The organism is Micrococcus sp. 116, assembly GCF_902506395.1.
Classification (GTDB): Bacteria; Actinomycetota; Actinomycetes; order Actinomycetales; family Micrococcaceae; genus Micrococcus; species Micrococcus luteus.
The window spans coordinates 2,309,123-2,334,781 of the sequence record NZ_LR732370.1 but is presented as its reverse complement, the minus strand read 5'-3'; the positions used below and the strand labels follow the sequence as shown (position 1 = coordinate 2,334,781).

Here is a 25,659-nt window from a genome sequence, read left to right as displayed (position 1 = left end):
CCCCCTCGCCCTGGCCGCCGCCCTGGCTGTCGTCGCCGGGTTCGGCGCGCCGCACGCTGCCCTGGCCCAGGAGTCCGCCCCTGCCCCGGACGCGCCGGAGGTGAGCTCCGCCGTCGAGGACCTCTCGCAGCCGGCCACGGCGGCCGAGGACGCCCGCTGGAACGCGGCCCGGGACGCCCTGGCGGCCGCCTCGGCCGACGACCCCTTCTACCTGCCGCCCACCGTCGTGCCCGCGACCCCCGGCGCCCTGATCCGCACCGAGCCCACCGCCTTCTACCTGGACCCGGTGCGGCTGGTGCAGGTGCCGGCGCACGCCACGCGCATCATGTACGCCTCGCAGGACGCCCAGGGCCGACCCATCGCCGTGACCGGCACCGTGCTGACCCCCACCGCCCCGTGGACGGGCGGCGGCGAGCGCCCCGTGATCAGCTACGCAGTGGGGACCCAGGGGGCGGCGGACCGCTGCGCCCCGTCCCGCACCCTCTCCACCGGCGTGCAGTACGAGGGCGTCGGGATCACGTCCCTGCTGAGCCGCGGCCACGCCGTGGTGGTCACCGACTACGAGGGCCTGGGCACCCCGGGCGCGCACACCTACATGGTCCGGGAGGCCCAGGCGCACGCCGTCCTCGACGCGGTGCGCGCGGCCGCCCAGGTGTCGGGGTCGGGCGTCACCGCGACCGCGCCGGTCGCGCTCGCGGGCTACTCACAGGGCGGCGGGGCGGCCGCGGCCGCCGCCGAGCTCGCGCCCGACTACGCCCCGGAGCTGGACCTCAAGGGCGCCTACGCGGGCGCCCCGCCGGCCGACCTCGTGCAGGTCGCGGGCCGGATCGACGGCGGTCTCTACGCGGCCTTCCTGCTCTACGCGATGGCCGGGCAGCTCGCCGCGTACGACGTGGACCCGGCCACGCATCTCAACGAGACCGGCCTGACGGCCCTCGCCGGCGCGGCCGAGACCTGCATGGTGGGCAGCCTCGCCTACGCGCACCTCGACTCCGCCACACTGACCCACACGGGGCAGGACTTCCCTGAGCTCGTCCGCTCCGATGCCGAGCTGGCCGGGATCCTCGCCGAGCAGCGGATCGGCGCACCGGGCCGCCGTCCGGATGTGCCGGTGATGATCGCGCACTCCGTCACGGACGACGTCATCCCGTACCGCACCGGCCGCGACCTGGGCCGCCGCTGGTGCGCGGAGGGCGCGCGGGTGCGTTTCGACCCGCTCCTCACCCCGACCCACGTGGGCGGCCACGTGGCCTCGCTGCCGCGGATGGGGGCGTTCCTGGACGCGACCCTCGCCGACCGCTGGACCGCCGACTCGTGCGGGTGGTTCTGAGCCTCGGCTAGCGTCGGGGCCAGGACCGTCCCGCCCACCGAAGGAGCAGTCATGCGCGCCGAGCAGGTCACCGATCCCATCGCCTACCACGGCGAGGGCCCCGTCTGGGCCGCCTCGTGGGGCAGCGCCGCCGAGGGCGTGACCGCCGGCGGCGGCCTGCGCTGGGTGGACATGCTCGCCGGGGACGTCCTGTCCCTGCGCACCGACGGGACGGTGGACCGCACGCACGTCGGCGACGTGGCCGCCGCGCTGCGCCCGCGTGCGGGGGGTGGCGCCGTCGTCGCGGTGGAGCGGGGCTTCGCCCTGATCTCGCCCGAGGGCGAGCTGACGACGCTGCCCGAGCTGTGGGGCGCGGACGCCGGGATCCGCATGAACGAGGGCGGCTGCGACCCGGACGGCCGGTTCCACTGCGGCACCATGGCGTACGCCAAGACCCCCGGCGCCGCGAACCTCTACCGGCTCGCCCCCGGGCCCGACGGCGGCGCCGGCGAGGTGGACGTCGTGCTGACCGGCGCGACGACGTCCAACGGCCTCGAGTGGAGCCCGGACGGCACACGGGCCTACTACAACGACACCCCCACGCGGCAGGTGGCCGTGTTCGACTACTCCCGCGAGGAGGGCCTGACGAACCGCCGCGTGCTCGTGGACGTGCTCGACGGCGAGGGCAAGCCGGACGGACTCACCGTGGACGCCGAGGGCGGGATCTGGGTGGCCGTGATCAGCCACGGGCAGATCCACCGGTACACGCCCGAGGGGGCGCTCGACGAGGTGATCGAGGTGCCCGTGCAGAAGACCACGGCCTGCACCTTCGGCGGCGACGACCTCGGCACCCTCTACATCACCACCTCCTGGGAGAACATGGAGCGCGGCGAGGACCCGCTGGCCGGGGCCCTGTTCGCCGTCCGTCCGGGGGTGACGGGCCTGCCGGCCCGTCCCTTCGCGGGCTGACGGCGCTCCGCGCCCGATACCGCGCGTCGTCCTGCGTCGTCCTGCGTCGTCGGCGCGGTCCCGCGTCGTCGGCGCGGTCCTGCGCCGCGAGCCAGACGAATCTGCGGCCCAAAGGCTCCTTTCAGCGCGGAATCGTCTGGCTCGCGCCTGGAATCGTCTGGCTCGCGCCGGACTCAGGGGACGCCGCGTGCTGCCGGATCCACGCGTGCATCGCGATGCCGGCGGCCACGCCCGCGTTGATCGAGCGGGTGGAGCCGTACTGCGCGATGGACAACACCGCGCTCGACGCCGCCCGCACCTCCGCCGAGAGTCCCGGCCCCTCCTGCCCGAAGACGAGCACGCAGGCACGCGGGAAGTCGAAGGTCTCCACCGGCACCGACTCGGGGAACAGGTCCACGCCGAGCACGGGCAGCCCCTCCCCCGCCGCCCACTCCGTGAACGCCGCCACCGTCTCGTGGTGGCGCACGTGCAGGTAGCGGTCGGTGACCATGGCGCCGCGCCGGTTCCAGCGGCGCCGCCCGATGATGTGCACCCCGGCGGCGTTGAACGCGTTGGCGGTGCGCACGACGGTGCCGATGTTCAGGTCGTGCTGCCAGTTCTCGATGGCGACGTGGAACGGGTGCCGCCGCGCGTCGAGGTCCGCGACGATCGCCTCGAGGCGCCAATAGCGGTAGCGGTCGAGGACGTTGCGGCGGTCGCCGTGCGCGAGCAGCTCCGGGTCGTAGCGGGGGTCCTCCGGCCACGGGCCGGTCCACGGGCCGACGCCGACCTCGCGGGGCGCGGCGCCGTCCTCGGCCGGCGCGGGCTCGCTCAGCGGCCGGCCTCGGACCGGTCGACGGCGGCCCAGGCGGCCCCGGCGGACACCGCGGCCACGGAGAGCACCGCCGGCCACGCACCGATCTTCTTGGCCAGCGGGTGGGAGGCGCCGAAGCCGCCGAGGTACAGGGCGGCCAGGCCACCGGCGACGGCGGGCCCACGCTTGGCCAGCCACGTGCGCCCGGCGTACAGGCCGGCGGCGGCCAGCACGACGCCGCCGAGCGGGCGGATGCCGGTCTCACGGGCGGTCAGGTAGCCGCCGATCAGACCGAACGCGGTGACCGGGGCCGTGGAGACGGCGTGGGCGGGGAGGAGGGTCTTGCCGTCGCGGACGACGGGCGGGGCATGACGCGGAGTCTTCATGGCGCCACCGTAGCGCGCGCATCCTGGAATCCGCCGGGGGCCGCCGTCGGGGAGAATGTCCGGGTGAGCATGATCGACAACGCCGTGTACGTGGACGGGCGGCGCGTCCACGCCCCCTCCACCCTCGAGGACACCTGGGAGGAGTGCGAGCGCACCGGCGGCATGGCCTGGCTGGGCCTGTACCGCCCGGACGTGGCCGAGCTCCAAGCGGTCGCGGAGGAGCTGCGCCTGCACCCGCTCGCCGTCGAGGACGCCCTCGCCGGAGGCGAGCGCGCCAAGCTGGACCGCTACGGCGAGGACTCGTTCATGGTCCTGCACCCGGCCCGCTACGTCGACCGCACCGAGACCGTGGAGTTCGGCGAGCTGAGCGTCTTCACCGGTGAGCACTACGTGGTGACGGTGCGTCACGCGGAGGAGCCGGACCTGGCCGCCGTGCGACGGTCCCTGGAGACGGAGGGCCGCGAGCGCCTCGCGATGGGGCCGTGGCAGGTCACCCTGGAAATCCTGGACCGGGTCGTGGACGACTACTTCCCGGTGGCCGACGGCCTCGAACAGGACATCGCGGAGATCGAGGACCAGGTCTTCGCCGGCGACGGGCACGTCTCCCGGCGCATCTACGAGCTCTCCCGCGAGGTGCTGAACTTCCAGCACGCCATCCGCGCGCTGCCGTCCATCGTGGAGCAGCTCCAGGAGGAGGTGCGCACCCGCCTGCACGAGGACACCCGCCGCCTCGACGCCGACGGCCTGCCCCGGCGCGACGACGCCCACGCCTGGGAGGACGAGGAGCTCAGCGAGCAGGCGCGTCTCGAGGTGGAGAACCTGCGCCGCCTGCGCGACGTCCACGACCACGCCGTCCAGATCAACGAGCGCGTGATGACCATGCGCCAGATGCTCAACAGCGCCCTCGAGCTGGACTCGACGCTGGCCTCGAAGCGGCTGGCCGAGCAGTCGATCGCCCAGAACGAGCAGGTCAAGCAGATCTCGTCCTGGGCGGCGATCATCTTCGCGCCGCAGCTGGTGGGCTCGGTGTACGGCATGAACTTCGACGGCATGCCCGAGCTGCACTGGGCGTTCGGCTATCCGTTCGCCCTGGGACTCATGCTGGCGGTGGCCCTCACGCTGTTCGTGCTGTTCAAGCGCGCGGACTGGCTCTAGGCGGGCGGCGCGCGGGGCCGTCCGAGGCTCAGTCGAGGCCGAGCTCGTCCTTGCCGAACGCGTACAGGTACGGCACCCCCGCTTCCTCGGCCACGCGTTCGGCGGCGCCGGTCGCACGGTCCACGATCACGGCCACGGCCTGGACGTCGCCGCCGGCGTTGCGCACGCCCTCGACGGCGGTCAGCGCGGAGCCGCCCGTCGTCGAGGTGTCCTCCAGCACGACGACGCGGCGACCGTCCACGCCCGGGCCCTCCACCTGCCGGCCCATGCCGTACGACTTCTGCGCCTTGCGCACCACGAAGGCGTCGAGCGCGCGGCCTGCGGCGCCGGCCTGGTGCATCATCGCGGTGGCCACGGGGTCCGCACCCATGGTCAGCCCGCCCACCGCGTCGCACCCGATCCCGTTCTCCTCGAGCAGGCGCAGCATCACGCGGCCGATCAGCGGGGCGGCCTCGTGGTGCAGGGTGACCCGACGCAGGTCCACGTAGTAGTCCGCCTCCTTGCCGGAGGACAGGGTCACCCGGCCGTGCACCACAGCCAGATCCTGGATGAGCTGCTTGAGCCGCTCGCGGTCCTGCTCGGGCGTGGGGACGGTGGGGGTCTGCGCGTCGGTCATGCCGCCCATGCTAGTGCGGGCCCGACCGCCCCTGCCGCTTCCGTCCCGGACTGGCTAGGCTCAGGCCATGAGCGAGATCCAGCACGACGACGCCGTCCAGCATCCCTCCGGCCTGCCCCTGGCGCACTGGCTCACCCTCACCGAGGGCCTGATCGCGGCGCGCGTGGCCGAGAGCCTCGAGGAGCACGGCCTCACCCGCGCCCAGTGGCAGTTTCTGAACACCCTCACGGTGGCCCCGCAGTCCCGCGCCGAGCTCGAGGCCGGCTTCGAGGAGGAGCAGCGCGGCGCGGTGTCCGGTCAGATCGAGGAGCTGGTCGAGTCCCGCTGGGTGACGGTCGAGGGCGACCTCTACACCCTCACCGCCACGGGCCGCACCGCGGGCGCCCGCGTCGGTGAGGCGGTCGAGGCCCTGCGTGCCGAGGCGACGGCGGACGTCCCGCGGGACCAGATCGACGACGCCGTCCGCGTCCTGCGCCGCATCGCCCGCAATCTGGGGCACCCGGACGCGTGAGCCGCCGTCGCCGACCGCCCCTGTCCCCGTGCGCGGGGCCGGTCCTACGCTGACCGGCATGCGTGAACTCCAACAGCGGATCATCGCCCAGCAGGGCGTCCTCCCCGAGATCGACCCGGCGGCCGAAGTCGAACGGCGCGTGGCCTTCCTCGTCGACTACCTCGCGGCCACGGGCGCGTCCGGCTTCGTCCTGGGCATCTCCGGCGGCGTGGACTCCACCGTGGGCGGCCGGCTGGCCCAGCTCGCCGTCGAGCGTCGCCGCGCCCAGCTCGGCGTCACGGACGCCGTCGCCCTGGGCGGCCCCGACACCACCCCGCCGGGTGAGGCGGGGGTGGGCGCCGACGTCGTGCCCTCCCGCGAGAACCCCCGGTTCACCGCCGTGCGCCTGCCCTACAAGGTGCAGCACGACGAGGCGGATGCCCGGGCGGCCATGGACTTCGTGGGTGCGGATCAGGACGTCACCCTGAACATCGCGGAGGCCGTGCAGGGTCTGGCCGCCGCCTTCGCTGAGGCCGTGGGGGAGCCGATCTCGGACTACAACCAGGGCAACGTGAAGGCCCGCATCCGCATGACGGCCCAGTACGCGGTGGCCGGCGCCCACGGGCAGCTGGTGATCGGCACGGACCACGCGGCCGAGGCCGTCACCGGGTTCTACACGAAGTTCGGCGACGGCGGCGCGGACGTCCTGCCGCTGGCCGGCCTGAACAAGCGGCAGGTGCGGGCGCTGGGCCGCGAACTCGGAGCCCCCGAGCCCCTGTGGAACAAGGTGCCCACCGCGGACCTGCTGGACGGCACGCCGGGCCAGACGGACGAGGCCGAACTCGGGATGACGTACGAGGACATCGACGACTACCTCGAGGGCAAGGACGTCCCCGCCGAGGTCGCGGAGAAGCTCGAGGGCATCTGGCTCCGCAGCCGCCACAAGCGCACCACGCCGGTGACGATCCACGACGACTGGTGGCGCTGAGGCGCCGATCCCACGGTGTCCGCGCCCTTCGATAGCCTGGCCGGGTGAAGATCGCCACCTGGAACGTCAACTCCCTCCGTGCCCGCGCCGACCGCGTCGAGGCCTTCCTCGAGCGCCATGACATCGACGTCCTGGCCATCCAGGAGACCAAGTGCCGGGACGAGAACTTCCCCTGGGAGCTCTTCGAGCGCGCCGGCTACGAGGTGGCGCACAACGGCACCTCGCAGTGGAACGGCGTGGCCATCGCCTCCCGCGTCGGCCTGAGCGACGTGCAGCGCGGCTTCCCCGGCCAGCCGCACTTCGGCAAGGGCGGCGTGGACCCGCAGGAGGAGTCCCGCGCCATCGGGGCGACCGTGGGCGCCGAGGCGGCCGACGGCGTCGCCCCGGTGCGCCTGTGGAGCCTGTACGTGCCCAACGGGCGCGGCCTGGAGGACGAGCACATGGGCTACAAGCTCGAGTGGCTGCGCGTGCTCCAGGAGCACGCGGCCGCTCGCCTCGCCGAGGACCCGGACACCCGGCTCGCCCTGGCCGGCGACTGGAACATCGCTCCGCAGGACGAGGACGTGTGGGACATCGAGCTGTTCCAGCGCGAGGGCTACACGCACGTCTCCCCGGCCGAGCGCGCGGCGTTCCACGCGTTCGAGGACGCCGGGCTGGTGGACGTGGTGCGCCCGCGCCACCCCGGCCCCGGCGTGTACACGTACTGGGACTACACGGGCCTGGCCTTCCCCAAGAAGAAGGGCATGCGCATCGACTTCCAGCTGTGCTCCCCCGCCCTCGCACGGACGGTCACGGACGCCTGGATCGACCGCGAGGAGCGTAAGGGCAAGGGCGCCTCGGACCACGCGCCCGTGGTCGTCGAGCTGGGCTGAGCCACGGACGAGCCCGCGATGACCCACGACGACGACGGCCCGCCCCCGGGTGTCGCGCGCGGCACCGCGCACCTGCGCGTCTTCCAGCCGCTGGCCGCGTTCCCGGACGCGGTCCAGGCACGACTGATCGCCGGCGGCCACCGCACGCGCGCCGAGGTCGAGGCCGAGGCGGCCGAACGGGCCCGGCGTCGCCTCGCCCGGCCCGTGGCCGACCCGTTCCCGGAGCCCGGCGAGGACGACCTCGTGCGGGTCCTGCAGGACGAGCACCGCTCCGCGTTCTACTGCCCGGACGAGCGGGGCCTGCGGGCCGAGATGGCCGCGGCCATGCTCGAGGAGACGATGCTGCCGCGGCTGCACGAGGCCGCCATCCCGCCGGCGGCGCGCGCCATGAACCGCGGCCGCGCGCTCGTGGCGCTCGAGGACGAGTGGGGCCTCTCCCCCGACCCGGACGCGGCGGGCCAGGACCCGCAGGACGAGGGCGGCGCGCCGGAGCACCACCGCGTGCAGACGCGCACGGCCACGTGGGGTGTGCCGCACGGCTGGCTCACGGTGTTCGACCCCGAGGAGCCCGTGCAGCGCCTCGTGGACAGCGAGCGCACGGCGTACCGGCGCGCCCCGATCGTGGCCGCCCGGGAGCGGGCCGGGCACGCGGCGGCGGTGCTCGCGCGGCACGCCCCGGATGCGGAGCTGATCGGCGAGCTCACGGTGATGGTGGAGTGGCTCGGCGCGTTCCACCCCGACTCGTGGATCGAGCTGGACTACGGCGGCCTCACGCGGCACGTGTGGCCGGACGACTCCGTCTTCGACCTGTGGACGCTCATCGACGCGCTCGAGGAGGGCGACGAGGCGACCGCCGGCGTCGCACAGGAACGACTGAACCGCCGCTGGGCCGCCGTCGGGATGCTGGCCCGGCTGACCTGAGCCGGCCGTTGCGTCCGACCGCGCCGGGCGCCCGAGACGCACACCACGCCGCCGACGCCGCTCACGCGGGGCGCGCGCTCCCGCGTCGGGCCTAGGGTGGATCCCATGACCACGCAGCGCCTGAGCACCCCGCCCTCGGAAGCCCGGAACCGGCCCGTCACCCCGTGGTGGGTGGACGCCGTGATCTACCAGGTGTACCCGCGCTCCTTCGCGGACGCGGACGGGGACGGCATGGGCGACCTGCGCGGCGTCACCTCGCGCCTCGACTACCTGGCCCAGCTCGGCGTGGACGCGATCTGGCTCTCGCCCTTCTACCTCTCCCCGCAGCACGACGCCGGCTACGACGTCGCGGACTACCGCGCCGTGGACCCGCGGTTCGGCACGCTCGCGGACGCGGACGAGATGATCGCCGCCGCGCACGAGGCCGGCATCCGCGTGGTCGTGGACCTCGTGCCGAACCACACCTCGTCCGAGCACGCGTGGTTCCAGGCCGCCCTGGCCGCCGGCCCCGGCTCCCCCGAGCGCGCCCGCTACCACTTCGCCGAGGGCCGCGGCGAGCACGGCGAGCTGCCCCCCAACAACTGGGAGTCCACGTTCGGCGGCGGGGCCTGGACCCGCGTGACCGAGGCGGACGGCACCCCGGGCCAGTGGTACCTGCACCTGTTCGACACCACGCAGCCGGACCTGAACTGGGAGAACGAGGAAGTGCGCGAGGAGTTCCGCTCCATCCTGCGGTTCTGGCTGGACCGCGGCGTGGACGGCTTCCGGGTGGACGTGGCCCACGGGCTCATCAAGCAGCCCGGCTACCCGGACGCCGAGCACTCCCGCATGGGCATGGTCACGGACGCGGGCGAGGACGCCGACCCCACGTTCGACCCGGACACCTTCGAGCCGCTCACCCCGTTCATGGACCAGGACCGCGTCCACGAGGTCTACCGGGACTGGCGGCGGGTCCTGGACTCCTACGACCACGAGCCGATGATGGTGGCCGAGGCGTGGGTGGCCCCGCTCTCGCGCATGTTCCGGTACGTCCGCCCCGGCGAGATGCACCAGACCTTCAACTTCACGTACCTGATGGCCGGCTGGGACGCGGAGTCCCTCACCAGCGCGATCGACCGCTCGTTCGAGCACGCCGAGCGCGTGGGCGCCCCCAACACGTGGGTGCTCTCCAACCACGACACGGTGCGCCACGCCTCCCGCTACGGCCTGGCGGACCCGAGCTCCTACCCGGCCGGCATCACCGCCGAGGACGAGCAGCCGGACGAGGAGCTGGGCCGCCGCCGGGCCCGCGCCGCGGCCCTGGTCGAGCTGGCCCTGCCCGGCTCGGCGTACATCTACCAGGGGGACGAGCTCGGCCTGCCCGAGCACACCACCCTGGCCGCCGAGCAGCGCACGGACCCCTACTTCTTCCGCACGGACGGCAAGGAGCCCGGCCGCGACGGCTGCCGCATCCCGATGCCCTGGGCGGCGGACGAGCCCGCGCTCGGCTTCTCCACCCCCGCGGACGACGACGGCGCCGGACCCGCCGGGGACGCCCCGGCGCGGCCGTGGCTCCCCCAGCCGGAGTCCTACCGGGCGCTGGCGGCGGACCGTCAGGTCGGCGTCGAGGGCTCCGTGTTCGAGCTGTACCGCCGCCTGATCCAGATCCGGGGCGAGCTGGACCTGGGCACCGGCACGTTCGCCTGGTCCGAGCACCACGACCCCGCCCGCGGCGTGCTGGCGTTCACCGTCACCTCCGGCGGCGGCCGCCACCTGGGCTCGGGCGAGCCGATCCCGGCGCGCACGCTGCTCGTCCTGGCGAACCTCTCGAACGAGCCCGTGGACCTGCCCGCGGGCCACGCCCGGGCCCTGTTCTCCCTCGACGAGGCCGAGGCCGTGCAGGACGGCCGGCTGGCCCACAACGCCGCCGCCTGGCTGCTCCAGAGCTGAACGGAGACCCCCGTGAACACCTCCCCCTCCGGCTCCCGCGTGGCCGAGCCCGGCCCCGCGGACGCGGAGCGCCCCGGTCAGCTGCACCGCGGCCTCACCCAGCGCCACATCATCTTCATCGCGCTGGGCACCGCGATCGGCACCGGCCTGTTCTACGGCTCGGCCGGCGGCATCCAGGCCGCGGGCCCCGGCGTGATCCTCGCGTTCCTGATCGCCGGCTTCGCCGTCTTCCTCGTGATGCGGGCCCTGGGCGAGATGACCCTGCACGAGCCGGTCTCGGGCTCGTTCGCCGCGTACGCCTCCCGCTATCTCGGCCCGTTCGCGGGCTACGTCACCGGCTGGACCTTCGTGTTCGAGCTGGCCGTGGTGATCGTGGCGGACACCGCCGCCATCACCACCTACATGGCGTTCTGGTTCCCCGAGGTGCCCGCGTGGGCCTGGGTGGCGGCCACCATCCTGGTGGTCGGGCTGATCAACGTCACCGACGTCGGCAACTTCGGCGAGACCGAGTTCTGGCTGACCCTCATCAAGGTCGGCGCCATCGTGGCCATGATCTTCGGCGGCATCATCCTCATGTTCACCGGCGCCTCCTACCAGGAGGGCGCGACGGCGGGCGTGCACAACCTCGTGGAGCACGGCGGCTTCCTGCCCATGGGCATGCTGGGCGTGCTGACCGCCCTGACCGTCGTGACCTTCTCCTTCGGCGGCATCGAGACCCTGGGCATCGCCGCGGGCGAGGCCAAGGACCCGGAGAAGTCCCTGCCCCGGGCCATCAACACGGTGCCCGTGCGCATCCTGCTGTTCTACGTGGGCACCATGGTGGTCATCATGTCCCTCGTGCCGTGGACGGCCGTGGACGGCTCCACCAGCCCGTTCGTGCAGATCTTCGACGCCCTCGGCGTCCCGTTCGCCCCGCACATCCTGAACTTCGTGGTGCTGACCGCGGCGGTCTCCGCAATCAACGCGTGCATCTACTCCAGCGGCCGGCTCCTCTACGCCATGGCCCATGACGGCCAGGCCCCGCGCGCCTTCACCCGCGTGAACCGCGGCGGCGTGCCGTGGCTGACGGTCGCCGTGATGATGGGCGTGCTGGTGGTGGGCGCCGTCCTGATCACCGTGGACCCGAACGCGTTCGGACTCGTGGCCGGCGTCGCCTCGTTCGCCGTGGTGTTCACGTGGACCATGATCCTGCTCTCCCACCGCGCGATGCGCGCCCGCATGGCTGCGGCCGGTCAGCGGCCGTCCTCGTTCCGCATGCCGTTCGGCATCGTCGGCACGGTGTTCGGGCTGGCCTTCGTCGCCGCCGTGGTGATCACCATGGCCACGACCCCGGACTCCCGCCAGCCGCTGCTGATCGGCGTGGCCTGGATGGTCGTGCTCAGCCTGGCCTGGTTCGTCACCGGCGTGCGGCGCACTGCCTCCGCGCACGCCCGGACCGGCTCCCTGCCGGCCGTGGCGGCGCGCGAGTGACTCCCCCCGCCCGGGGATGAGGAGGACCCCGCGGCGCCACGCCTCCCACACGGGATCAGGCGTGGTGCCGCGGGGTCCTTCCGCGACGGGGGGCCGTCAGCGCGGCGTGCGGCGCAGCCGGGTCCGGCGCGCCGCCGGCCCGGCCTCGGCGCCGGCGGCCGCGTCCGCGGCCGCATCGGCGATCCGCTGCTGGTGGTCCCGACTGAGCGAGGCCCACCACTGCGAGGCCGCCACGGGGCCGGAGTCGACCACCTCGTCGTCGTCGGACTCGAGGCCCAGGCGGTCCTTGATGGAGGCCAGCATGGCCTGGCGGCGCACCGCCTCCACCCGCGCCACGGAGTAGCCGAGCGAGCGGAACGTGGCCAGGCAGATCAGCAGCATCATCACGGAGAACGGCAGGCCGATGGTGATGGCCAGGACCTGGATCGCGGACAGGCCGCCGGCGGCCAGCAGGGCCGCGGCCATGAGCGAGGTGGCGATGGCGAAGAAGATCTTCACCGTGGCCTTCGGGTTCACGTCGCCGCCCGTGGCGAGCATGCCCATCACGAGCGAGCCCGAGTCGGCGGAGGTGATGAAGAAGATGCCCGAGAGGATGATGGCGCCGACCACGAGCATCGTGCCCGCGGGCAGCTGCTCGAGCACCTGGAAGAGCGCGGTGTTCGAGTCGATGGCGCCGTCCGCGCCCACCACGGAGGTGTACCCGGCCGGGCGGGTGGTCTCGAGGAAGATCGCGGTGCCGCCCAGGATGCCGAACCAGACCACGCCCACCATGGTGGGCACCAGCAGCACGCCGGCGATGAACTCGCGCACGGTGCGACCGCGCGAGATGCGGGCGATGAAGATGCCGACGAACGGCGTCCAGGACATCCACCAGCCCCAGTAGTACGCGCTCCAGCCGGCCTGCCACGCGTCGCCCTCGGCGCCGTAGAACGCGGAGACGTTGAGCGAGTTCGCGAAGAAGTACTGCATGTAGGAGCCGAGGGACTGCACCATCTCCTTGAACAGGAACGCGGTGGGTCCCACGATCGCGATGAACAGCAGCAGGCTGGCGGCCAGGATCAGGTTGGTGTTGGACAGCCACTTCATGCCGCGCTCCACGCCGGAGACCACGGTGTAGAGCACCACGCAGGTGACCGCGCCGATCATGGCGTACTCGAGCCAGGGGCTGTCCTCGGGCACGATGCCCAGCGCGCGCAGGCCCGCGGACATCTGGGTGACCCCGAGGCCCAGCGAGGTGGCCACGCCGAAGACGGTGCCGATGAGGGCGATGTTGTCGATCAGGTGGCCCCAGCCGCCGCGCACGCGGCGCTCGCCGATCAGCGGCTCGAAGGCCCAGCGCAGCGCGAGGGGACGGCCACGCCGGTGGATGGCCAGCGCGACCGCCACGCCCACCACCGCGTAGATCGCCCAGGGCTGCAGGCCCCAGTGCAGGAACGTGGTGGCCAGCGCCGACTGGGCGGCCTCCGCCTGGGTGGGGTTGGCGGCCGCCACGTCGGGCCGCGGATCGGTGAAGTGCATGAGCGGCTCGGTCATGCCGAAGAACACGAGGCCGATGCCCATGCCCGCCGCGAAGAGCAGGGAGAACCAGGACAGCGTAGAGAACTCGGGCTTCTCATCGGGCTTGCCCAGCGTGATCCCGCCCTTGCGGGAGAACGCGAGGTAGCCGCAGAACAGCACGAAGAACAGAGCGACGAGCGCGTACCACCACGAGAAGTTCGTGATGATGGCCTGCTGGACCAGGCCGATGCCCACGGTCATCTGGTCGGGGGCGAGCAGCGTGGCCCCCACGAAGGAGAGCACGATGACCGCGGAGGGCCAGAACACCCACGGCAGCAGGACGCGGTCGCGGGCGGCCGCGGCGGAGGTGGCAGGGGCGACGCCGGCGTCGGGGGCGGTCGCCGAGGACGGATGGTTCCCGGGTTGCTCGGGGATCATGGGCTCGGTCGAGGGCGGTGTCGGATCGCTCATCCTCCCGACCTTACGTGGTCCCGCACGCCGGCTCCCTGCCTGAGACGCGGCCGAGTGGACGGTCTCACCCGGCGGGGTGACCGCGCCCACGGCCCCGGCGCGGGCGTCCCCTGGTGAGGCGTGGGCGGCCTCACTAGGGTGTGGGACACCACGACGACGGCGGCGCCGGACGGGCCCGCCCGCGAGAGGAAGGACCGCACCATGACCGACGTCCCCTTCGAGGACCGCGAGGACGAACGAGAGCTCGAGACGGACCTGCTCGCCGATCCCAACGCCGCCGGCGACCCCGCGCCGCAGGACGGCCGCGACGGCCAGCCCGTGCGCGGCGGCTCGGACGACCCGCAGCACTGGGCCGGGGAGGGACGTGCCCCGGACTCCCTGCGCAATGCGGAGTCCGCCGCCATGCACATCGAGGAGGACGCCCAGGACCGCACGCGTGCGGACGAGGGCGACGTCGAGATCCTGTGACCGCCCCTCAGCCCCGGTCGGGGACGAGGCCGGTGCGCAGGAGGGTGAGCGCCTCGTCCTGCCCGAGGAGCGGCTGACGCATCTCGGCGCGGAGGAAGTCGAGCATCTCGGCGGCCAGCGCCGGCTCTTCGGAGGCGATCGCGTCCGTCGCGATCGCGGCGTGGAAGTCGAGGGCGAACGCGGCCGTGGCGGTCTCGGCGATGCAGCTGTGGGTGGAGACGCCGCACAGCAGGAGCCGATCCACCCCGCGGCCCCGCAGCTCGGCCGCCAGTCCGGTGCCGTGGAAGGCGGAGTCCCGGGTCTTCACGAGCTCGACGGCGTCCGGGGCGGCCGCCGCGACCCCGTCGAGCAGAGCGGCCTGCCGGCTGCCCGGGAAGGCGAAGCCCTCGCCGTCGGCCAGCATGTTCAACGTCCACGTGGAGCGGTCCCGCGCGTGCTCGGTCCGCACCAGGAAGACGGGACGGCCGGCCTCGTGCGCGGTCCGGAGCAGTTCCACGACCGCCGCCGTCAGCTCGGCCTGATGGGCGGCCAGCGCGGGATGCTCGAAGTAGCTGTGCTGGACGTCGATCACCACGAGCGCGGTCTCGCCGCCGGTCGCGCGGGGGGAGGGGGAATCGGGCATCGACCCAGTGTGCCCACCGCGTCGCCGCCTGTCAGTGGCTCGTCGCCCCGGACGACGAAGGCCCCCCGCGTCTGCGGGGGGCCTTCTCGAAGTGGTGGCTCCGACCGGCGTCGATCCGGTGACCTTACGATTTTCAGTCGTACGCTCTACCAACTGAGCTACAGAGCCCGGCGACCTTCGTCACCAGGACCATGCGTCACCGGACTCCGTTTCCGAATGCCGGTGATCGGACGATCCGAGCGACCCTGACGGGACTTGAACCCGCGACCTCCGCCGTGACAGGGCGGCGCGCTAACCAACTGCGCTACAGGGCCATGTTCTGTTGTTCTCGCCGCTTTCGCAACGAGTGGAAACTCTAGCAGAGCCTCCGAGCGTCGTGCAAGTCCACGCTCCACGTGCCGTTCCGGCCGCCGAGGGCGGCCGTTCTGCGTACCCCCAACGGGATTCGAACCCGTGTCGCCGCCGTGAAAGGGCGGTGTCCTAGGCCTCTAGACGATAGGGGCAGGTCCGGTGTCGAGATTCCCGAGGTGGACCCTGGGAGTCTATGGTGGCCGCACACCCTCCGGCAAGTCCGGCCGCCGGCCGGCCGCCCTCCGCACCGCGGAGCCCCGCACCCCCAGGAGCCGCCGTGGACCACCGCCCGTCGCCCGAGCAGCCCGCCGCCACGTGGATGAGCGAGCAGGAGTTCGACGACGCCGTCTCCGCGGCCCTCACCCGCATCCCGGACGAGCTGGCGCGGCTGCTGACGAACGTCGTCGTGGTGGTGGAGGACGAGTACGAGCCGCAGCGCTGGGAGGACCCGGCCACCGAGCTGTTCGGCCTCTACGAGGGCGTGCCGCTGACCGAGCGCGCCGAGTTCGCGTGGCAGATGCCGGACCGGATCGTGGTGTTCCGCGGCCCGCTCACCCGCCACTGCACCTCCCGCGCCGAGCTCGAGGACGAGATCACCGTCACCGTCATGCACGAGGTGGGGCATTTCTTCGGCATCTCCGAGGAGCGCCTCCACGAGCTCGGCTGGGGCTGAGCGCCGGTCAGGACCCCGACTGGTCCTGGACCGGGCCGAACGAGGCGCGGCGGCCGAGGCGGACGTCCTCGCGGAACGGGACGACGAGCACCGGACCCTTCGCGTGGTCCGCGACGCCGCGGCTCGTGGAGCCGACGATCGCACCGGCGAAGCCGCCCAGACCGCGCGTGCCCACCACGGTGAGGCGGGCGGTGGCGGTCTGGTCCACCAACACGTCCACGGGGGTGCCGTCCACGAGCTCGGTGAGGACCTCGAGACCGGGGAACTCGGAGCTGATCCACGCGGCGCCGGCCTCGAGACGCTCCCGCAGCTCCCGCTCGCGGGCCTCCTCGTCCAGGCTGACCGCCAGCCACGCGGCATTCGCGCCCAGGGGCGGGACGGCGCACACGAGCTTCAGCGGGGCCTGACGGAGGCGGGCCTCCTCGGCGGCCTCGAGAGCGGCGGCACGGCCCTGCTCGGAACCGTCGACGCCCACCACGACGGCGGTCCTGTCCCCCGCGCGGCTGGCCTCGACCCCGGCGGGGATGATGGCGACCGGGCAGTGCGCGTGGCCGGGCAGCGCGGCGGCCACCGAGCCGAGCAGGCGGCCCATGAAGCCGCCGCGGCCGCGCGCGCCCGAGACGAGCAGGGAGGCCTCGGCGGAGAGCTCCACGAGGACGCCGGCCGCGTCCCCGATCTCCACACGCAGCTCCGGACGCACCCCGTCGGCGTCGAGCTTGCCGGCGACCTCCTCCAGGAGGGCCTGCACGCCCTCGCGGAGACGGGAGTCGTCCAGGACGGCGCCGCCGGCGTCCGCGCCGTAACCCCAGTACGCGGGGATCGAGTAGGCGGTGACGAGGGTCAGCGGCTCGCCGCGCAGGCCGGCCTCGCGCTGGGCCCAGCGGGCGGCGGAGACGGACTGGTCGGAGCCGTCCACACCCACCAGGACGCCGAGCGGTGCATCCTCACGGCGGGGGGCGGCGGGCTGGGTCTGGGCGGACATGGCGACCTCCTCGAGTCAGACTCGACGGGCCCCGGGCGGACCCGGCCGAGTGCCTCCAGTCTACGCCTCGGGGCCCGGGACGAGTCCCGTGATCCCGGGCGCGACGCCCGCGGGGAAGCCGCGTGGATCCTCCGCGAGCCGGGCTGGGAAGGCGTCCATGCGCAGGGCACGGGCCAGGCGGTCGCGGGGGTCGGAGCCGGGCGGGGCGTCCGCGGCGGGACGGGCCACGGGGGCGTCCGAGGCCGCCACGATGACGTTGCCGCGGCGCCGCCCCTTGAGCATGGGCGGATCCGCGATCACCTCAACGTGCTCGAACGCGGCGACGACGGCAGCCACGTCCGCCCGCACCGACGTCAGGTCCGGCCCGCCGCCCACGTTGAGCACGTACAGCCCGCCCGGGGCGAGGACCCGCGCGGCGGCGCGGGCCGCGTCCAGGCCGGTGAGGCCCGGCGGGGTGATGTGGCGGGCACCGGTCAGGTCCGTGGGGTCCGGGGCGAAGACGTCGCGGATGATCAGGTCGCGGCTGGCCGGGTGGGCCGTGGCCAGGACCTCGGCGGCGTCTGCCACGCGGATGCGCAGGGCCGGGGCGCGGGGCAGGCCGAAGCGCTCGCGGGCGAGGGCGGCCAGGCCGGCGTCGATCTCCACCGCGGTCTGGTGGGAGCCCGGGTACGCGTGGTCCACCCAGCGGGCGAGCGCGCAGCCCGCGCCGCCCAGGTGCAGGGCCCGCAGCGGCGTGGGCTCCGGCCAGTGCGCCCGGACGGCCGCGGCGGCCCAGCGCATGTACTCGAAGGCCATGCGTTCGGGGCGCTCGGGGTCCAGCGGCGAGGACTCGACGCCGTTGACGTAGAGGATGAACGCGTCCGGCTCGAAGGCGTCCTCGCGGATCTCGGCGGTGCCGTGGGTGATCGCGTGGACGCCCGGCTCGATCCCGGCGGGGCCGGCGGATCCGCCCGCGGCCCGGCCCCGGCGCGCCGATGACCGGCGACTCACGCCGCACCGCCGTCGTGCGGGCGACGGCGCACCATCAGCTGCTCGTGCAGGCCGGCCCACGGGCCGGTCATCGGCTCCGGCGCCCCCACGGCCGCGAACCCGTGCTTGGCGTAGAACGCCACGGCCCGCGGATTCTCGGCGAGGACGCGCAGCATCGCGGGGCGGTCCCCGACGACGGCGTCCAGCAGGCGCGCTCCCAGGCCGGTCCCGTACGCCTCGGCCAGGACGTAGAGCACCATGAGCTCCACATCGGGCAGGTCGGCGGGCGATGCGGCCGCGTCGTCCGCGCCCGTCCGGCCCGTCTCCGCCGCCGAGCGACGCGGGCCCGCGAGCGCCACGCCGAGCAGCCGGCCGCCGTCGTCGGCGACCCAGAGGTCCCGGTCCGATCCGATCAGCGCGGTCCACGCGGGCACGTCCTCCGGGATCCGGTCCTCGATCGCGTCCAGGTAGGCGGACGGCAGGAGCGCGCCGTAGGCCTCCCGCCACGACCGCGCCTTGACGCGCAGCAGCGCCTCGACGTCCCCGGGGGCGGCGAGGCGCACGGTCACGGACTCAGGCACGGGCTGCTCCTCTGGGCCGCCGGCGCGGCGGCCATTTCTCGAACGAAAGCGCCTCGACACGCCGCCGTTTCTCGAACGAAAGCGTCCGGGGGCAGCGGGGAGGGGGGTCACCCGGCGTCGCCGTCGCGCGGGGCCGGGGCGGCGCGCCGCCCCTCGTCCTCGGCGAGGGCCGACTCGAGGCGCTCGAGCTTGCCGTCCAGCTCGCCGGTGCGGCCGGGGCGGATGTCCGCCTTCAGCACGAGCGAGACGCGGGAGCCGTACGGGGACACGGCGTCCACGGCGGCGCGCACGACCTCCATCACCTCGTCCCACTCCCCCTCGATCTCGGTGAACATCGAGGAGGTGCGGTGCGGCAGGCCGGAGGCGCGCACCACGGCGACGGCGGCCGCCACCGCCCGGTGCACGGACGCGGTGTCCGCGTCGCCGGGCAGGTGCTCGGCGTCGGCGGGTTGGCCGGAGGGGGCGACGGAGAAGGCGACGATCATGGCACCAGTGTGCCCCGCTCCCGCCGCCGGCTCACCCCCCGAGCACCGGCTGCAGGGCCTTGATCAGCTCGTTCACGCCGATCGCCACGAACACGGCCGCGGTCAGGCCCAGCAGCGTGTTGCGGATCCAGCCGTTGCGGAACTGGGCCGGCACCTCCTTCTTGTTGTTCAGGAACAGCAGCGTCACGGCCAGGAACGGCATGAACAAGGCGCCGAGCGTGCCGTAGAGCAGGATCAGGAAGATCGGGCGATCCAGGAACAGCAGGGTCATCGGCGGGAAGGTCAGCCACAGCAGGAAGAAGCGGCCCGGCTTCGAGGCCAGCGAGGGGGCGTCGTCCTGGTCGAGCTCGTCCGCGGGGCGGCGGAAGTTCGTCCAGAAGTCCGCGAACATCAGGGAGACGCCGTGCCACACGCCCAGAAGCGAGGAGAAGGACGCGGCGAAGAAGCCCACCAGGAACACCACGGAGTACGCCTGGCCGTAGCGCTCGGCCAGCACGTTGCCGACGTCGAGCAGGCCCTTGTCGCCCGAGGAGATCGCCAGCCCCGCCGAGTGCAGCAGCTCCACGCCCATGACCATGGTGGCGATCACGAAGATGCCCGTGAGGATGTACGAGGTCGCATTGTCGAACCGCATGACCTTCAGGTACTTCGGGACGTTCCAGCCCTTCTCGCGCAGCCAGTAGCCGTAGGCCGCGAGCGTGATGGTGCCGCCGACGCCGCCGGCCAGGCCGAGCACGTAGAACATGGCCTGGGGATCGCCGGAGGGCAGGCGCGGCACGAGACCGGCGAGGATCTCGCCCAGGTTCGGGGCCGTCAGCGCCGCGGAGAGCAGCACCGTCACGAACATGACGCCGATCAGCACCGTCATGAGCCACTCGATGAGCCGGTACTTGTCCAGCCAGACCAGTCCCAGGCCGATCAGGCCCGCGGCGATCGCGAACACCTTGCTGTCCACACCGGGGAACAGCGCCGCGAGCGGCAGGGCGGTGGAGGACATCGCCGTCGCCCCGTACACGATGCCCCAGATGAGGATGTACGGGCCGAAGTACCAGGACGTCCAGGCCCCGAGGGTGCGCCAGCCCTGGAAGATCGTCTTGCCGGTGGACAGGTACCAGCGGCCCACGCCCTCCACGAGCACGATCTTGAAGATCACGCCCAGGATCACGGCCCACAGGAGCATGTAGCCGTAGCGGGAGCCGGCGGTGAGGGTGGCCACGAGGTCCGCGGCGCCCACGCCCGTGGCGGCCGCCACGATGCCGGGTCCCAGCGAGTTCCACTTCGGCCGGATGGGGGTCTCGTTGAGCTCGGCGTCCGTGAACCCGATGATGTCGGGGTTGTGCACGGGGCGGCCGCGGTCGGCTCTCGTTGCCATGGGAGGGTCCTTAATGCTTGACGGGGCGAGTGCAGTCATGTGTGTCACGCGCGTGAGAGACACGCCTCACTCACGTCGATCCGCGTCGGCCGGGACGGGCCCCGACGCCGCGGCCTCGGTACCGTGAACGACGAGCCCCGTCCTCCACCGGAAGGTCCGCCATGCCCCAGGGAATCTTCGTCTCCACCACGTCCACCGGCGCCGGCAAGTCCCTCGTCAGCCTGGGCCTGGCCGACTCGCTGTACCGGCGCTCCGGCACGGTGGGCTACTTCCGCCCCGTGGTGCCCGGCGACGACGTGGAGACCGACCCCATGGTGCTGCTGATGCGCGAGCAGTACGGCCTCTCCCCGGAGCAGGCCCGCGGCGGCCTCACCGCGGCCGAGGCCCGCACCCTCATGGCCGAGGGCCGCGGCGACGAGGTCCAGCAGCGCTGCGTGGAGCAGTACGACGCCATGCGGGCGGCGGGCGGCGTCGTGGTGGTGGAGGGCACCGACCTGATCAGCCCGGACCCGGCCGCCGACCTCGACCTCAACGCCCAGCTCGCCCGCAACCTCGGCACCCCCGTGGTCGCCGTGGTCTCCGGCGCGGACCTGACACCCGAGCAGGCGGCCGACGTCGTGGACCTGGCCCGGCGCACCCTCGACGACGCCGGCGTCGAGCTGCTGGCCGTCATGGTCAACCGCGCGGACCCCCGTGACCTCGACGCCGTCGGCGCGGCCGTGCGCCCCGGCCGCCACGCCTGGCCCGTGTACGTGCTGCCCGAGCTGACCGAGCTCGCGCACCCCTCGGTGGCCGAGGTGGCGGACGCGCTCGGGCTCGAGCAGATGGCCGGGCAGGAGACGCTGGACCGCGACGTCGCCGAGGTCAAGGCCGTCTCCATGGAGGGCGGCAACTTCCTCGAGGTCCTGCGCGAGGGCGCGCTCGTGATCGTCTCCGGCGACCGCTCCGACGCGATCCTGGCCACCGTGGCCTCCTCGCTGACCCCGGACTTCCCCACCCCCTCCGGCATGATCCTCACCAACGGCATCCTCCCGAACCGCCAGCTCCAGCGGCTCTACCTGGGCGCGGCCTTCCCCGTGTTCGTCACCCACGACGACACGTTCACCACCGCCGCGAAGGTCTCCCGGGTGCGCTCCGAGCTCTCCAGCGCCCAGCCCCGCAAGACCGCCGCCGCCCTGGGCACCTGGCACCAGCGCGTGGACGGGGACGAGCTGCTGGCCCGCTTCGACCTGCCACGCACCGACGTCGTCACCCCTCTGCGCTTCCTGCACGAGCTGATCTCCCGCGCCCGCGCGGACCGCCGCCGGATCGTGCTGCCCGAGGGCGAGGATGCCCGCGTGCTGCGCGCCGCCGAGATCCTCCAGCGCCGCGACGTCTGCGACCTCGTGGTGCTCGGCCCGGCCGCCGCCGTGCGGGAGCTGGCCTCCCGCGAGGGCGTGGACCTGAGCGGGATCGAGCTCGTGGACCCCGCCGACTCCCCGGACCTGGAGCGCTACGCGCAGGAGTACGCCCGGCTGCGCGCCCACAAGGGCGTGGACGCCGAGCGCGCCCGCGAGGTCATGCAGGAGGGCGCCTACTTCGGCACGATGATGGTCCACCTGGGCGACGTGGACGGCATGGTCTCCGGCGCCGCCCACACCACCGCCAACACCATCCGCCCCGCGCTGGAGTTCGTGAAGACGAAGCCGGGCGTCTCGATCGTCTCCTCGGTGTTCTTCATGCTGCTGCCGGACCGCGCCCTCGTGTACGGCGACTGCGCCGTGAACCCGGACCCGGACGCGCAGCAGCTCGCGGACATCGCCGTGGCGTCCGCGGCCACCGCCGCCCAGTTCGGGGTGGACCCGCGCGTCGCCATGCTCTCCTACTCCACGGGCGCCTCCGGCTCCGGGCAGTCCGTGGACAAGGTCCGCGCCGCCACGGAGCTCGTGAGGGAGCGTGCCCCCGAGCTGAAGGTGGAGGGCCCGCTGCAGTACGACGCCGCCGTCAACGCCTCCGTCGCGGCCTCGAAGATGCCCGGCTCCGAGGTGGCCGGCCAGGCCACCGTGTTCGTGTTCCCGGACCTGAACACCGGCAACAACACCTACAAGGCCGTCCAGCAGTCCTCCGGGGCGGTCGCCGTCGGGCCCGTGCTGCAGGGCCTGAACAAGCCCGTCAACGACCTCTCCCGCGGCACCACCGTGGAGGACATCGTCAACACCGTCGCCATCACCGCCATCCAGGCCCAGGCCCAGGGCTGACGCCCCGGAAGGAGTCCCCCGTGCTCGTCCTTGTCATCAACTCCGGCTCGTCGTCCCTGAAGTACCAGCTCCGTGAGCTGGCCGACGACGGCACGGACGCCCCGGTGCCCGTCCTCGCCCAGGGCCTGGTGGAGCGCATCGGCGTCCCCGGCTCCGGCGTGCCGGACCACGCCGCCGCCCTCGAGCAGGTGGAGGCCGAGCTGGCCGAGGCGACCGGCGGGCGCACCATCGACGCCGCCGGCCACCGCGTGGTCCACGGCGGCGAGCGGTTCACCGCCCCGGCCCGGGTGACCAACGAGGTGATCCGCGCGATCGAGCGCCTCGCCCCGCTGGCCCCGCTGCACAACCCCGCCGCCGCCCAGGGGCTGCGCGCCATGGCCGAGCGCTGGCCGGACATGCCCCAGGTGGTCGTGTTCGACACCTCGTTCCACCAGACCATGCCCCGCGAGGCCTGGCAGTACGCCCTGCCGGACGAGGTCTACACGGAGCACGGCATCCGCCGCTACGGCTTCCACGGCACGAGCCACGACCTCGTCACCGGCCTCGCCGCGGAGCATCTGGGCATCCCGCGGGGGGAGTTCCGGGCCGTGGTGCTGCACCTGGGCAACGGCGCCTCCGCCACCGCCATCCGCGACGGCGTCTCCGTGGACACCTCCATGGGCTACACCCCGCTGGCCGGCCTGGTGATGGGCACCCGCTCCGGCGACCTGGACCCCTCCGTGGTCACCCACCTCATGCGGAACCACGGCTACGACGCCGAGGAGCTGGACACCCTCATGAACAGGCGCTCCGGCCTGCTGGGCCTGGCCGGGGAGGCGGACATGCGCCAGGTGCTGGAGAACGCCGCCTCCGGGGACGGCCGCGCCCGCAACGCCCTGGACGTGGCCTCCTACCGGCTGGCCAAGTACGTGGGCGGCTACCACGTGGCCGTGGGCGGGGCGCAGGCGATCGTGTTCACCGCCGGGATCGGCGAGAACTCGGCTCCGTTCCGGGCGCGCGTGCTCGACCGGCTCGAGGCGCTCGGGGTGGCCTACGAGGCCGAGGCCAACCGCGCCCGCGTGGCCGGGCCCCACACGATCTCCGCGCCGGAGTCGGCGATCCCGGTGCTCGTGGTCCCCACGGACGAGGAGCAGGCGATCGCCCGCTTGACGTGGGAGCTCGCCCGCTGAGCACCGCGCCCGACCGTCCGACCGACGCCCAGCGACATCACCGCCGGTCCGCCCGGCGGTGATGTCGCTGCGGCTCGGTCGACACGAACGGGGCGCTTCTGCACCCGACCGTCCGGCCCGGTCAGCGCTCAGACGTGGGTGCCGTCCGCCTCGACGGCGATGCCCAGCTCGTTGCCCGGGATCGAGGCGAGCAGGCGGCGGGTGTACGGGTGCCGGGGGTTGGTGAAGACCTCCTCCGAGCTGGCCGCCTCCACCACCTCGCCGTCCTTCATGACGCACACGTAGTCGGAGATGAGCCGCACCACCGCCAGGTCGTGCGAGATGAACAGGTAGCTCAGCCCCAGCTCGTCCTGCAGGCGGCGCAGCAGCGTGAGGATCTGGTCCTGCACGAGCACGTCCAGCGCGGAGACCGGCTCGTCGCACACGATCAGCTCGGGGTTCAGCGCGAGCGCACGGGCGATCGCCACGCGCTGGCGCTGCCCGCCCGAGAGCTCGGCCGGGTACCGGCGGTGGAAGTGCGAGGGCAGGGCCACCTGGTCCATGAGCTCGAGCACGCGCGCCCGCCGCTGCCTGGCGTTGCCCCGCCGGTACGTCTGCAGCGGCTCCTCGATGATCCGGCCCACCGTGAACGAGGGGTTGAGCGAGGAGAACGGGTCCTGGAACACGGCCTGCACGCGCTGCCGGAAGTCCTTGAGCCCCTCCCCCTTCAGCGCCAGCACATCCTTGCCCTCGAAGCGGATCTCGCCCGAGGTCGGCTCGATCAGCTTGAGCAGCATGCGCGCCGTCGTCGTCTTGCCGGAGCCGGACTCGCCGACGATCGAGACGGTCTTGCCGCGCGGGATCTTCAGGGAGACATCCTTCACGGCGGTGAAGTCCTCGTGCCCGCGCACGGGGTAGACCTTGGTGAGGTCGCGGATCTCCACCAGCGGGGTGAGGTCCTGCTTCGCCAGGGCCACCGTGGTGAGGGCCGCGGTGTCGTCCTCGGCCAGTGCGGCGGGCGCGGGATCGAAGGCCTCGGGCAGCAGGCGGGCCGCCGCCACCGACGGCGCGGCCGCCACGAGCGAGCGGGTGTAGGCGTGCTGCGGGTCCTCGAGGATGGCCCGCGCGTCGCCGGACTCCACCACGCGTCCGCGGTGCATCACCACGAGCTGCTGCGCCCGCTCGGCGGCGAGGCCGAGGTCATGGGTGATCAGCAGCACGGAGCTGCCGAGCTCGCGGGTCATCTCGTCGATCTGGTCCAGGATCACCTGCTGCACCGTCACGTCCAGGGCGGAGGTCGGCTCGTCCGCGATCAGCAGCTGCGGCCGGCACGCCAGGCCGATGCCGATCAGCACGCGCTGGCGCAGGCCGCCCGAGAGCTCGTGCGGGTACTGCTTGGCCCGTCGCGCGGGCTCGGGGATGCCGGCGCGCTCCATCACCTCGACGACGGCGGCCCCCACGTCCTTCTTCGTCGTCATGCCGTGGGTCAGCAGGGTCTCCCCGATCTGCTGCCCCACCCGGGTCACGGGGTTGAGGTTGGACATCGGGTCCTGCGGCACCAGCCCGATCCGGCGGCCGCGGATGCCGCGCATCCGCGACTCGGGCAGGCCCACGAGCTCCTCGCCCGCGAAGCGGACGGAGCCTGCCGTGACCCGGCCGTTGCCGGGCAGCAGGCCGATCGCGGCCATCGCGGTGGTGGACTTGCCCGAGCCGGACTCGCCCACGATCGCCAGCGTGCCTCCGGCCGGGAGCGTGAGGGACGCGCCCTCCACGGCCTGCACGGTGCCCTGCTGGGTGGTGAACTCCACATCCAGGTCGCGGATCTCCAGCAGCGGGGCGCCGGCCGCGGGGACCGCGGGTGTCGTGCCGGGGCCGGGCGCGCCGTCGTCGTGCTTGGGGTCCATG

The 25,659-nt window shown here is 73.5% G+C and carries 24 protein-coding genes and 3 tRNA genes; 13 read left to right on the top strand and 14 right to left on the bottom strand.

The features are described 5' to 3' along the window. Both CITRIK5_RS10960 and CITRIK5_RS10955 read left to right on the top strand, forming a co-directional pair. Positions 1–1,330, top strand: a 1,330-nt coding sequence (locus CITRIK5_RS10960; protein WP_159833638.1) for a lipase family protein, incomplete at its 5' end; no start/stop codon positions are given. Positions 1,331–1,381: 51 nt separating this feature from the next. Next, positions 1,382–2,278 (top strand): SMP-30/gluconolactonase/LRE family protein, encoded by an 897-nt coding sequence (locus CITRIK5_RS10955; protein WP_119217601.1) that lies wholly within the window; start codon positions 1,382–1,384, stop codon positions 2,276–2,278. Positions 2,279–2,399: 121 nt separating this feature from the next. Here the strand turns inward: CITRIK5_RS10955 and CITRIK5_RS10950 are convergent, their stop codons facing one another. After that, positions 2,400–3,125 (bottom strand): RNA methyltransferase, encoded by a 726-nt coding sequence (locus tag CITRIK5_RS10950; protein WP_123244203.1) that lies wholly within the window; start codon positions 3,123–3,125, stop codon positions 2,400–2,402. Continuing rightward, positions 3,089–3,457, bottom strand: a complete 369-nt coding sequence (locus CITRIK5_RS10945) for a hypothetical protein (RefSeq protein WP_020626754.1) — start codon at positions 3,455–3,457, stop codon at positions 3,089–3,091. The genes CITRIK5_RS10950 and CITRIK5_RS10945 overlap by 37 nt, the downstream gene beginning before the upstream one ends. Before the next feature lie 69 nt (positions 3,458–3,526). Between CITRIK5_RS10945 and CITRIK5_RS10940 the strand changes: the two genes are divergently transcribed. Continuing rightward, positions 3,527–4,612, top strand: coding sequence for a magnesium and cobalt transport protein CorA (locus tag CITRIK5_RS10940; RefSeq protein ID WP_119217951.1), 1,086 nt, complete (start codon positions 3,527–3,529; stop codon positions 4,610–4,612). A 28-nt stretch (positions 4,613–4,640) separates the two neighbouring features. On the opposite strand, the gene pyrE is transcribed toward CITRIK5_RS10940, so the two are convergent. Further along, positions 4,641–5,237, bottom strand: a complete 597-nt coding sequence (gene pyrE / locus CITRIK5_RS10935; protein ID WP_041103612.1) for an orotate phosphoribosyltransferase — start codon at positions 5,235–5,237, stop codon at positions 4,641–4,643. Positions 5,238–5,295: 58 nt separating this feature from the next. On the opposite strand from pyrE, the gene CITRIK5_RS10930 reads away from it, so the two are divergent. The 6 genes from CITRIK5_RS10930 (at position 5,296) to CITRIK5_RS10905 (ending at position 11,898) form a co-directional block, all read left to right on the top strand. After that, positions 5,296–5,739: a MarR family winged helix-turn-helix transcriptional regulator gene (locus CITRIK5_RS10930; RefSeq protein WP_036340247.1), complete on the top strand. Its 444-nt coding sequence runs from the start codon at positions 5,296–5,298 to the stop codon at positions 5,737–5,739. Between the two features lie 58 nt (positions 5,740–5,797). After that, the gene (gene nadE / locus CITRIK5_RS10925) at positions 5,798–6,706 is read left to right on the top strand and encodes an ammonia-dependent NAD(+) synthetase (RefSeq protein WP_119217603.1); all 909 of its coding nucleotides are present in this window, start codon (positions 5,798–5,800) and stop codon (positions 6,704–6,706) included. 44 nt (positions 6,707–6,750) lie between these two features. Next, positions 6,751–7,578, top strand: a complete 828-nt coding sequence (locus tag CITRIK5_RS10920) for an exodeoxyribonuclease III (RefSeq protein ID WP_119217604.1) — start codon at positions 6,751–6,753, stop codon at positions 7,576–7,578. Between the two features lie 18 nt (positions 7,579–7,596). After that, a complete protein-coding gene (locus tag CITRIK5_RS10915) occupies positions 7,597–8,499 on the top strand; it encodes a hypothetical protein (RefSeq protein ID WP_159833636.1) in 903 nt (300 codons plus the stop codon). 105 nt (positions 8,500–8,604) lie between these two features. Beyond that, positions 8,605–10,428 carry a glycoside hydrolase family 13 protein gene (locus CITRIK5_RS10910; protein ID WP_159833634.1) on the top strand — a complete coding sequence of 608 codons (1,824 nt, stop codon included), beginning with the start codon at positions 8,605–8,607 and terminating at the stop codon, positions 10,426–10,428. 12 nt (positions 10,429–10,440) lie between these two features. Then, complete coding sequence (locus tag CITRIK5_RS10905) at positions 10,441–11,898, top strand: amino acid permease (RefSeq protein ID WP_123244197.1); 1,458 nt, start codon at positions 10,441–10,443, stop codon at positions 11,896–11,898. Positions 11,899–11,994: 96 nt separating this feature from the next. On the opposite strand, the gene CITRIK5_RS10900 is transcribed toward CITRIK5_RS10905, so the two are convergent. Then, positions 11,995–13,866, bottom strand: a complete 1,872-nt coding sequence (locus tag CITRIK5_RS10900; protein WP_123244196.1) for a BCCT family transporter — start codon at positions 13,864–13,866, stop codon at positions 11,995–11,997. Between the two features lie 201 nt (positions 13,867–14,067). On the opposite strand from CITRIK5_RS10900, the gene CITRIK5_RS10895 reads away from it, so the two are divergent. Continuing rightward, the gene (locus CITRIK5_RS10895; protein WP_049147831.1) at positions 14,068–14,334 is read left to right on the top strand and encodes a hypothetical protein; all 267 of its coding nucleotides are present in this window, start codon (positions 14,068–14,070) and stop codon (positions 14,332–14,334) included. A gap of 7 nt (positions 14,335–14,341) precedes the next feature. Here CITRIK5_RS10895 and CITRIK5_RS10890 read toward each other — a convergent pair whose 3' ends face one another. The 4 genes from CITRIK5_RS10890 to CITRIK5_RS10875 form a co-directional block, all read right to left on the bottom strand. Beyond that, the gene (locus tag CITRIK5_RS10890; RefSeq protein WP_123244195.1) at positions 14,342–14,956 is read right to left on the bottom strand and encodes a cysteine hydrolase family protein; all 615 of its coding nucleotides are present in this window, start codon (positions 14,954–14,956) and stop codon (positions 14,342–14,344) included. A 92-nt stretch (positions 14,957–15,048) separates the two neighbouring features. Then, positions 15,049–15,124, bottom strand: a tRNA-Phe gene (locus CITRIK5_RS10885). 72 nt (positions 15,125–15,196) lie between these two features. Next, a tRNA-Asp gene (locus tag CITRIK5_RS10880) sits at positions 15,197–15,270 on the bottom strand. Between the two features lie 116 nt (positions 15,271–15,386). Next, positions 15,387–15,459 (bottom strand) — tRNA-Glu (locus tag CITRIK5_RS10875). Positions 15,460–15,584: 125 nt separating this feature from the next. Here CITRIK5_RS10875 and CITRIK5_RS10870 point away from each other — a divergent pair. Continuing rightward, entirely contained in the window at positions 15,585–15,980 is a 396-nt protein-coding gene (locus tag CITRIK5_RS10870; RefSeq protein WP_002856128.1) for a metallopeptidase family protein, read from the top strand. A gap of 7 nt (positions 15,981–15,987) precedes the next feature. On the opposite strand, the gene CITRIK5_RS10865 is transcribed toward CITRIK5_RS10870, so the two are convergent. The 5 genes from CITRIK5_RS10865 to CITRIK5_RS10845 form a co-directional block, all read right to left on the bottom strand. Next, the gene (locus CITRIK5_RS10865) at positions 15,988–16,962 is read right to left on the bottom strand and encodes a universal stress protein (RefSeq protein ID WP_123244194.1); all 975 of its coding nucleotides are present in this window, start codon (positions 16,960–16,962) and stop codon (positions 15,988–15,990) included. 60 nt (positions 16,963–17,022) lie between these two features. Beyond that, entirely contained in the window at positions 17,023–17,952 is a 930-nt protein-coding gene (locus tag CITRIK5_RS10860; RefSeq protein WP_044658645.1) for a spermidine synthase, read from the bottom strand. Then, a complete protein-coding gene (locus CITRIK5_RS10855) occupies positions 17,949–18,512 on the bottom strand; it encodes a GNAT family N-acetyltransferase (RefSeq protein WP_123244193.1) in 564 nt (187 codons plus the stop codon). Before CITRIK5_RS10855 ends, CITRIK5_RS10860 begins: the two co-directional genes overlap by 4 nt. A gap of 107 nt (positions 18,513–18,619) precedes the next feature. Further along, positions 18,620–18,997: a thiamine-binding protein gene (locus CITRIK5_RS10850; protein ID WP_123244192.1), complete on the bottom strand. Its 378-nt coding sequence runs from the start codon at positions 18,995–18,997 to the stop codon at positions 18,620–18,622. Between the two features lie 31 nt (positions 18,998–19,028). Then, positions 19,029–20,369: an Nramp family divalent metal transporter gene (locus CITRIK5_RS10845; protein ID WP_123244191.1), complete on the bottom strand. Its 1,341-nt coding sequence runs from the start codon at positions 20,367–20,369 to the stop codon at positions 19,029–19,031. 161 nt (positions 20,370–20,530) lie between these two features. Between CITRIK5_RS10845 and pta the strand changes: the two genes are divergently transcribed. Further along, positions 20,531–22,606, top strand: coding sequence for a phosphate acetyltransferase (gene pta, locus CITRIK5_RS10840; RefSeq protein ID WP_020625363.1), 2,076 nt, complete (start codon positions 20,531–20,533; stop codon positions 22,604–22,606). Positions 22,607–22,626: 20 nt separating this feature from the next. Continuing rightward, a complete protein-coding gene (locus CITRIK5_RS10835; protein WP_061867612.1) occupies positions 22,627–23,775 on the top strand; it encodes an acetate/propionate family kinase in 1,149 nt (382 codons plus the stop codon). A 128-nt stretch (positions 23,776–23,903) separates the two neighbouring features. Here CITRIK5_RS10835 and CITRIK5_RS10830 read toward each other — a convergent pair whose 3' ends face one another. After that, positions 23,904–25,658 (bottom strand): ABC transporter ATP-binding protein, encoded by a 1,755-nt coding sequence (locus CITRIK5_RS10830; RefSeq protein WP_159833632.1) that lies wholly within the window; start codon positions 25,656–25,658, stop codon positions 23,904–23,906. Position 25,659: the final 1 nt, after the last annotated feature.

Coding starts and splice junctions, on each gene's coding strand:
- CITRIK5_RS10945 (WP_020626754.1), bottom strand. CDS start 3,457: ATGAAGACTCCGCGTCATGCCCCGCCCGTCGTCCGCGACGGCAAGACC.
- pyrE (WP_041103612.1), bottom strand. CDS start 5,237: ATGGGCGGCATGACCGACGCGCAGACCCCCACCGTCCCCACGCCCGAG.
- CITRIK5_RS10830 (WP_159833632.1), bottom strand. CDS start 25,658: ATGGACCCCAAGCACGACGACGGCGCGCCCGGCCCCGGCACGACACCC.
- CITRIK5_RS10895 (WP_049147831.1), top strand. CDS start 14,068: ATGACCGACGTCCCCTTCGAGGACCGCGAGGACGAACGAGAGCTCGAG.
- CITRIK5_RS10955 (WP_119217601.1), top strand. CDS start 1,382: ATGCGCGCCGAGCAGGTCACCGATCCCATCGCCTACCACGGCGAGGGC.
- CITRIK5_RS10850 (WP_123244192.1), bottom strand. CDS start 18,997: ATGATCGTCGCCTTCTCCGTCGCCCCCTCCGGCCAACCCGCCGACGCC.
- CITRIK5_RS10845 (WP_123244191.1), bottom strand. CDS start 20,369: ATGGCAACGAGAGCCGACCGCGGCCGCCCCGTGCACAACCCCGACATC.
- nadE (WP_119217603.1), top strand. CDS start 5,798: ATGCGTGAACTCCAACAGCGGATCATCGCCCAGCAGGGCGTCCTCCCC.
- CITRIK5_RS10890 (WP_123244195.1), bottom strand. CDS start 14,956: ATGCCCGATTCCCCCTCCCCCCGCGCGACCGGCGGCGAGACCGCGCTC.
- CITRIK5_RS10915 (WP_159833636.1), top strand. CDS start 7,597: ATGACCCACGACGACGACGGCCCGCCCCCGGGTGTCGCGCGCGGCACC.
- CITRIK5_RS10910 (WP_159833634.1), top strand. CDS start 8,605: ATGACCACGCAGCGCCTGAGCACCCCGCCCTCGGAAGCCCGGAACCGG.
- pta (WP_020625363.1), top strand. CDS start 20,531: ATGCCCCAGGGAATCTTCGTCTCCACCACGTCCACCGGCGCCGGCAAG.
- CITRIK5_RS10865 (WP_123244194.1), bottom strand. CDS start 16,962: ATGTCCGCCCAGACCCAGCCCGCCGCCCCCCGCCGTGAGGATGCACCG.
- CITRIK5_RS10930 (WP_036340247.1), top strand. CDS start 5,296: ATGAGCGAGATCCAGCACGACGACGCCGTCCAGCATCCCTCCGGCCTG.
- CITRIK5_RS10900 (WP_123244196.1), bottom strand. CDS start 13,866: ATGAGCGATCCGACACCGCCCTCGACCGAGCCCATGATCCCCGAGCAA.
- CITRIK5_RS10940 (WP_119217951.1), top strand. CDS start 3,527: ATGATCGACAACGCCGTGTACGTGGACGGGCGGCGCGTCCACGCCCCC.